Genomic DNA, 546 nt, shown 5'->3' on the forward strand with positions numbered 1-546 from the left:
GCCCGGCCCTTCCTGCGCCAGGGTCACTGCCTCGCGCACTGTTGCCTGCGCCAGCAACTGCGCGTCGATCTCGCCCAGCTCGATACGGAAGCCGCGGATCTTGACCTGATGGTCGATGCGGCCCAGGTATTCGAGTTCGCCGCCCGCGTTCCAGCGCGCGAGGTCGCCCGTGCGGTACAGGCGTTCGCCTTCGCCGCCGAACGGATCGGGCACGAAGCGCTCCGCCGTGAGCGACGCCCGGTTCAGATACCCACGCGCAACGCCCGCGCCGCCCACGTACAGTTCGCCCGTCACGCCCACCGGCACGAGATTGCGCTGCGCATCGAGCACATAGACACCGAGGTCGGCAATGCGCTCGCCCACCGGGCTCACGCTGCCGTCCAGATCCGCCACGATGACCGGGCGGAACGTCACGTGCACCGTCGTCTCCGTGATCCCGTACATGTTCACCAGACGCGGCTGCGCGACGCCGAAGCACTCGATCCACGGCCGCAGCACGCGCGGCTCCAGCGCTTCGCCGCCGAAGATCACCTCGCGCAGCGCGAG

General features: G+C 69.6%; 1 protein-coding gene. It reads right to left on the bottom strand.

From position 1 onward, the window contains the following. The coding region (locus U5775_RS38990; protein ID WP_322063445.1) for an AMP-binding protein at positions 1 to 546 on the bottom strand (546 nt) is incomplete at both ends.

This window comes from Paraburkholderia sp. J63 (assembly GCF_905220245.1).
In the GTDB taxonomy this organism is placed as follows: domain Bacteria; phylum Pseudomonadota; class Gammaproteobacteria; order Burkholderiales; family Burkholderiaceae; genus Paraburkholderia.